Genomic DNA, 6,065 nt, shown 5'->3' with positions numbered 1-6,065 from the left:
GGCGGGGAATCAGCGGGTTGGGAAGCCGAAGGTTGGGACGGAGTTATCAAGACCACAGGCGGGGCGGCGTCCGCCAGGTTCGGATCATGTGGGCGCAGGATCGTGTCGGGCACCCGATAGCGGCAGACCCACCCTTCGGCTTCGAGCACGCAGGATTGCAGGGTCGCCTGGCCTTCCTGGCCGACTAGCATGAGCGCGAGGGCGAACGCCGTGAGCAACTGATCCGCACCTTGCTGTTGGAGGGGTCGGGGCCGACGATAGCACGCCGGCCCCCCCGGCCAAGGGTGCGGCTCAGCCCTTGTGCGGCGTCACCAGGTACTTTTCGCCTGTGGCCTTGCGCGTATAGGCCTCGATGGTCGCCGGCTGCAGCATCTCGGTGAGCGAGATCTCCGCCGTATAATGGCTGGCGAAGGTGGTGGTGAGCTCGGCCATCACCCGGTCGCGCAGCTTCTGGGCGTCCTGCGGACCGATCTTCTGCAGGAAATAGGTCAGCAGCCAGCCGCCGACCCCCCAGGCCATGCCGATGCTGCGGTCGATGCGCGTGCGGCTGACGTCCAGGCCGCCATAGATATAGACCTGCTTGTGGGTGGCCGAGCCGTAGCGGCTGTAGGCCTCGGCCTTGCGGTTGAGGGCGGTCTCCATGGCCACCAGGATCTGGCCGGCCAAGTCGCCGCCGCCGATGGCGTCGAAGGCGAGCGTCGCGCCCGTCTCGGCCACCGCCTCTGTCAGGTCGGAGACGAAGCCCTCGGCGGTGCTGTCGACGATGTGGCGGGCGCCGATCTTGCGCAGGATCTCGGCCTGTTCGGCGCTGCGCACGATGTTGACCAGGGGAACGCCGTCCTTGAGGCAGATCTTGTTCAGCATCTGGCCGAGATTGGACGCCGCGGCGGTGTGGACCAGGGCGCTGTGGCCTTCCCGGCGCATGGTCTCCACCATGCCGAGCGCCGTCAGCGGATTGACGAAGCAGGAGGCGCCGTCGGCCGCGCTGGCGCCTTGCGGCAGGACCATGACATCGGCGGCCCCCACCAGGCGATATTCGGCGTACATGGCGCCGCCCAGCATGGCCACGGTCTTGCCGAGATAGGCCTCCGCGCCCGGGCCGGCCTTGACGACCAGCCCAGCCCCCTCATTGCCCACGGGCAAGGACTGGTCCAGGCGGGGCCGAAGGGCGGGAAGGCGCTGAGGGGCCACCCGGCCGCGGACCTGGGCATTCTCCCCCGAGCCCGAGGCGGACAGGCTCGCCATGTCCACCGGCCCGAGAAGCAGGCCAAGATCGGAGGGATTGATGGGCGAGGCCTGGACCTGGACCAGCAACTGGCCGGGGCCAGGCTGTGGCGTGGGCACGCGTTCCAGCGACAGGAGAAGTTCGCCCTCGGCGGTGATCTTCGACCGCAGTTCCAGGCCGGTGGTCTTTACAGCGTCGCTCATGGGCGTCTCCCTTGTTCCGTTGGCCGGGAACCTGGGGCGCCGCGGCCCGCCTCACAAGCCTGAGGACTGAAACTCAGGCCGCGTCGTCTCCACGGAAATAGGGCTCCACCTCCCCCTGAAGCTTGACCGTGACCGGATTGCCCTTGCGATCCAGGGTCTTGCCCACGGCCAGACGGACCCAGCCCTCGCTGACGCAATATTCGTCCACATTGTTCTTCTCCACGCCCTTGAAGCGGACGCCCACCCCGCGGGCCAAGGCGGCCTCGTCATAGTGGGGGCTGTCGGGATTGGTGGAGAGGCGGTCGGGGGGACTGTCGGTGCTCATGGCGGGTCTCCGGCGAAGGTGGGCTTGATAGGGGCTTCCACGCCTCGCGCCAAGCTCGCCGGCCCTGGCGCGGCGGGCGCGGTTGTGATTGTTCACCCCCATGAGACAGGTGCGCACCCCCGCCGAAGCCGCTGCGGCCGCTGAGCGTCGCCGCCAGATCGCGCCGGGCGGCCAGGCCGGCGTCGATGAGGCCCTGATCGAGCGCCAGGTGCGCACCTTCTATGGCCGGGTCCGCGAACACGCTGTGCTGGGTCCTGTCTTCGCCGCCCATGTGGAGGACTGGGAAGAGCATCTGGCCAAGCTCTGCGACTTCTGGTCCTCGGTGCTGCTGATGACCGCGCGGTTCAAGGGCTCGCCCATGGCCGCCCACGCCCGGGCCGGCGAGATCGAGATGGCGCACTTCCCCCTGTGGCTGGACCTGTGGCGGACCACGGCGCGGGATGTCTGCCCGCCACAGGCGGCGCAGCTGTTCATCGCCCGGGCCGAGATGATCGGGCGCAGCCTGCAGATGGGCCTGGCCATGCACCGGGAGCGATCGGCCCCCGACGCCGGGGCGGTCTCAGGCTGAGCGGCGGCCCCCCAGTCCGATCAGGGCTGCGGCGGGCAGGATGAGGACGCCCGCCAGCACGAAGGGCGCCCACGGGCCGACTCCGGCGAACAGGAAGCCCGCCAGCACCGGCCCCAGCACGCGGGCGGCGGCGCTGGAGGCGTTGTTGGCGCCCAGGGTCTCCCCCTGGCGCCCGAAAGGCGCGGCGCGGGAGATCAGGGCCGAGGTGGCCGGTTGGCTGGTGGTGTGGCCGATGACCAGGATCACCATCAGAATGATGGCCACCACCATGGGCGGACCCAGGGCTTCCAGGAACAGGAAGACGGCGGTGACGGTGAGCCCCACAAGGACGGTGGGCCGCTCGCCGATCCGTTTCACCGCCCAGCCTGACAGCAGGCCCTGGCTGGTGGCCGCGGCCACCCCGGTGAGCGCCATGACGAAGCCGATCATCTTCGGGCCCCAGCCATAGGCCGCCGCCCCCCAGAGGCCGAAGATGGACCACATGGCCGAGAAACCGGCGAAGGAGAGGAAGGTCCCGCCCATCAGCCGGCGCAGGGTGGGATCGCCCAGAGTCTGGGCCAGGGCCTGAAGCGGACCGGGGCGCCGGGCGCCGGCCATGCCGCGGCTACGGCTCTCGCGCACGAAGACTGCGGCTCCCAGGCCGCCGGCCAGGCAAAGGGCGGCTGCCGTGAGCAGGGGCGGCTGGAAGCCGGCGGCCCCGATCTCCGGCCGCGCCAGCACCCCGCCCAGCAAGGGTCCGACCACGAAGCCGATGCCGAAGGCCGAACCGATCAGGCCCAGGCGGCCGGCCAGCTTCTCCTGAGGGGTGACGTCGACAATATAGCCCTGGATGGTGGAGATGTTGCCGCTGAACACCCCGGCCACCGCCCGGGCGGCGATGGCGAACCAGATGTTGGGCGCGAAGGCCAGAGCTACATAGCCCAGCGCGGCCATCAGTATGGTGCCCAGGATCACCGGCTTGCGGCCGATTCGGTCCGACAGCCGCCCCCAGATCAGTTCTCCGAAGAACTGGCCGGCGGCGAAGACGGCGAACATGGACGTCACCTGCCAGGCGCTCGCCCCGAAGACCGTAGCGTAGAAGGGTAGGAGGGGGATGACCACGCCAAAGCCGATCAGGCTCAGGAAGACCACCCCCATGAGGACGGGGACGGCGAGGGGACTGAGCGGCGGCGAGGCCAGGGGCGCCTGTGACATGTCAGAGGCCATAGCCCGTGGGGCCACGCGGGGCCATAGGCGAGGCGACGGGGCTGCGGTCAGGCGGTGGCGGCGATGATGAAGCCGGCGGCCGCGGTCAGGGGCGCGAACAGGCCCAGGATCACGGCGGTTCTCCGCGCCAACTGGGGGCCATAGGGCAACAGCAGGGTCAGGACCAGGCCCGCCAGCATGACCATACCGGTCCAGAGAACCGGTCCTACGCTGCAGCCCACGGCGCCTATGGCGCAGGCCAGGGCCGCGGCCAGGGCGGCCGAGCCGGCGGCCCGCAGGCGCCTGGCCTCGGCCGGAGCGAGCTTTCGGCCGACCAGCTCGGTCTGATGCCGGGCCATGGCCGCGCAAAGGCCGGCGGCGCCCGCATAGCTGAACATCAAGGCCGCGACCCCGATCACGAGACCTGCTCCGCGGTCCGGGGCCGTCTGAGGCGAGGCGCCGCGCCGCGCCAGGCCTGCGCCTTGGCCGCGCACGCGCCCAGGCCCGCCCCGAGGAGGATCAGGGTCACGTCGAAGGTCACCATCCCCCAGTCGCCCTGGGTCGCATTGGCCCAGATGTTCCGCGGGCTGGTGGCCGCGCTCAACAGGGGCAGGGCCGCCACGAGGAGGGCGGCCAGGGAGAGGCTCTCCACCCAGGCCCTGCGCGGCGGACGCAGGCTGGCCAGGACGATCATGCTCGCCCAGGTGATGAAGAAGGCGTGGATCTCCCATTCGCCGCGGCCGCTCATGTGGGCCGGCAACAGGCGATTGGCCCAAAGCGTCGCCGCCATGGCGGCGGGCACGCCGGCGATGGTCCCGATGTTCAGGCGCTCCACCACACGGAAGCCCAGGTGCGGCCGGTCGGGGTCAGGCAGTTGCTGGCGGCGCTTCACGGTCCACAGGACCAGCCCGGTGGCCACCATGGCGCAGCCGGCGAGGCTGCACAGAAAGTAGATCCAGCGCAGCAGCGGATCAGCGAACCGCCCCATATGCAGGCCGTAGATCACGCGATGTGTGGTCACGGCCGGGCCGGGCTTCGGGGTCTCGCTCAGCAGCGCCCCTGTCACGCCGTCGAAGGTCAAGGCGCCGTTGTCATAGGTCAGGCGGTCGCCGCTGTGGCGGGTCACCTGGATGCGCGCCTTTGCGTCGCCCGGATGGTTGATGTTGACGATCCAGGGCCGACCGCCCCCCCAGTGCTCAGAGGCCGTCTGGAGCACGGTGGTCAGGTCGGCCAGCGGCGCCCTGATCCCTGAGGGCGGGGGCGCTTCGTCCTGTGGAAAGGCCTCGGCGTAGAAGGCCTCGGCCGTGGGATAGTTGGCCTGCACGCCCCACGGCATGTAGAGCAGCATCAGGGTCACCAGGCCGGAATAGGTGATCATCACATGGAAGGGCAGGGCGAGGACGGCGGTCAGATTGTGCGCGTCCAGCCAGGATCTCTGGGCCGCCTTGGTGGGGCGGAAGGTGAAGATGTCCTTGAAGATCCGCTTGTGCGTGATCACGCCCGAGACGATCGCCGCCAGCATGAACATGGCGCAGATTCCGGCGCCGATCCGGCCCCACAGCACCGGCAGATAGTGCAGCTGGAAATGGACCCGGTAGAAGAACTCGCCGCCGCGGGTCTCCCGCGGTGTGATGACCTCCCCGGACCCCGCATCGATCACCACCCGGTTCTCGCCGCGTTTTCGCGGGCGCTCCTGATCGGGGAGGCGAGGATTGCGCCAGGCGGCGGTGGCTGTTGATCGGCGTTCGTCCGGCAAGACGATGGACCAGCTTTCGGCCTGAGGCGCCCGCGCGCTCAGGGCGCTCACCGCGCCTTCGGCGGCGCGCAGATAGCCGGCCGGGGGGCCGGTCTCCGGCTCCATCCAGCGGGTGATCTCCGGCCGGAAGTAGCTGGCTGTGCCGGTCATGAACATGGCGAACAGGATCCAGCCGACCAGCAGACCCGACCATGTGTGCAGCCAGGCCATGGACTGCCGCAGCGCGCCGTTGACCCCCCCGCCGCTCATCGCCCGGCCCCCCAGGCATTGAGGGCGGCCAGGGCGAAGCAGGCCATGAGGCCGAGCCCGAGGGCTCGAGACAATCGCGGGGTGGCGAAGGCCCAGATCACCAGGGCGACGAAGATGGCGAAGGAGAGGAGCGTGGCGGTGACGGTGCGCTCCAGACGCGACCCCGGCAGCCAGTGGGCCAGGGCGGTCGTGGCCAGGGCGCTGAGCGCATAGCCCAGGCCGATGGCCATGAGGGTCCGCAGGGCCACCTCGCCCCGCCGGCCCCACCCGGCCCGACGTCTGCTCTTGGCGGGAGGATACGCGCTGTTCGTCACCGATCGGCTCCGCTGGAGGGGTCCTGGCCCCTCTCTAGCGCCCCGATCAGTTAATGCAAACGATTCCTAATAGCATATGTGCGGCGTGCGCCTTTTGGGGCACGTTCAGCGGTCTGCTGGCCTGGGAGTACGCCGTCAGGCGCTGGCCAGGGCGCTCTGGAACAGGAGGGCGCCGTCGGCCGAGCCCAGCTCGGCCTCGAAGGCGCGGTCGGGGTGGGGCATCATGCCCAGCACATTGCC

At 70.0% G+C, this 6,065-nt stretch carries 8 protein-coding genes and 1 pseudogene; 1 reads left to right on the top strand and 8 read right to left on the bottom strand.

Annotated elements, in window-relative coordinates; all coding sequences use genetic code 11:
* The 3 genes from V7D28_RS13305 to V7D28_RS13295 all read right to left on the bottom strand — a co-directional run.
* Positions 1–218, bottom strand: a 218-nt coding sequence (locus V7D28_RS13305; protein WP_333587866.1) for a hypothetical protein, incomplete at its 3' end; no start/stop codon positions are given.
* Positions 219–291: 73 nt separating this feature from the next.
* On the bottom strand, positions 292–1,428 hold the full coding sequence (locus V7D28_RS13300; RefSeq protein ID WP_333587865.1) for a zinc-binding dehydrogenase: 1,137 nt from the start codon (positions 1,426–1,428) through the stop codon (positions 292–294).
* A 73-nt stretch (positions 1,429–1,501) separates the two neighbouring features.
* Positions 1,502–1,753 (bottom strand): DUF3297 family protein, encoded by a 252-nt coding sequence (locus V7D28_RS13295; RefSeq protein WP_333587864.1) that lies wholly within the window; start codon positions 1,751–1,753, stop codon positions 1,502–1,504.
* A 100-nt stretch (positions 1,754–1,853) separates the two neighbouring features.
* Here V7D28_RS13295 and V7D28_RS13290 point away from each other — a divergent pair, with 100 nt between their 5' ends.
* Positions 1,854–2,321: a group III truncated hemoglobin gene (locus V7D28_RS13290; RefSeq protein ID WP_333587863.1), complete on the top strand. Its 468-nt coding sequence runs from the start codon at positions 1,854–1,856 to the stop codon at positions 2,319–2,321.
* On the opposite strand, the gene V7D28_RS13285 is transcribed toward V7D28_RS13290, so the two are convergent.
* From V7D28_RS13285 to V7D28_RS13265, 5 genes and pseudogenes are all read right to left on the bottom strand, one after another.
* A complete protein-coding gene (locus V7D28_RS13285) occupies positions 2,313–3,527 on the bottom strand; it encodes an MFS transporter (protein ID WP_442957942.1) in 1,215 nt (404 codons plus the stop codon). The genes V7D28_RS13290 and V7D28_RS13285 overlap by 9 nt on opposite strands.
* 47 nt (positions 3,528–3,574) lie before the next feature.
* Complete coding sequence (locus V7D28_RS13280) at positions 3,575–3,925, bottom strand: DUF3325 domain-containing protein (RefSeq protein ID WP_333587861.1); 351 nt, start codon at positions 3,923–3,925, stop codon at positions 3,575–3,577.
* On the bottom strand, positions 3,922–5,511 hold the full coding sequence (locus V7D28_RS13275) for a PepSY-associated TM helix domain-containing protein (protein ID WP_333587860.1): 1,590 nt from the start codon (positions 5,509–5,511) through the stop codon (positions 3,922–3,924). The genes V7D28_RS13280 and V7D28_RS13275 overlap by 4 nt, the downstream gene beginning before the upstream one ends.
* On the bottom strand, positions 5,508–5,825 hold the full coding sequence (locus V7D28_RS13270) for a hypothetical protein (protein WP_333587859.1): 318 nt from the start codon (positions 5,823–5,825) through the stop codon (positions 5,508–5,510). Before V7D28_RS13270 ends, V7D28_RS13275 begins: the two co-directional genes overlap by 4 nt.
* Positions 5,826–5,960: 135 nt before the next feature.
* Positions 5,961–6,065, bottom strand: a pseudogene (locus V7D28_RS13265) (phosphoribosylformylglycinamidine synthase subunit PurQ); the annotation flags it as partial.

Origin of the sequence: Phenylobacterium sp. (genome assembly GCF_036723115.1) — a bacterium.
Taxonomy (GTDB): Bacteria; Pseudomonadota; Alphaproteobacteria; order Caulobacterales; family Caulobacteraceae; genus Phenylobacterium.
Note: the sequence above shows the minus strand (reverse complement) of the source record. Positions and strands in the feature narration are given on the sequence as shown.

What these genes read in the sequence shown, in the direction of transcription:
- V7D28_RS13300 (WP_333587865.1), bottom strand. Translation starts at nt 1,428, where the DNA reads ATGAGCGACGCTGTAAAGACCACCGGCCTGGAACTGCGGTCGAAGATC.
- V7D28_RS13295 (WP_333587864.1), bottom strand. Translation starts at nt 1,753, where the DNA reads ATGAGCACCGACAGTCCCCCCGACCGCCTCTCCACCAATCCCGACAGC.
- V7D28_RS13290 (WP_333587863.1), top strand. Translation starts at nt 1,854, where the DNA reads ATGAGACAGGTGCGCACCCCCGCCGAAGCCGCTGCGGCCGCTGAGCGT.
- V7D28_RS13285 (WP_442957942.1), bottom strand. Translation starts at nt 3,527, where the DNA reads ATGGCCTCTGACATGTCACAGGCGCCCCTGGCCTCGCCGCCGCTCAGT.
- V7D28_RS13275 (WP_333587860.1), bottom strand. Translation starts at nt 5,511, where the DNA reads ATGAGCGGCGGGGGGGTCAACGGCGCGCTGCGGCAGTCCATGGCCTGG.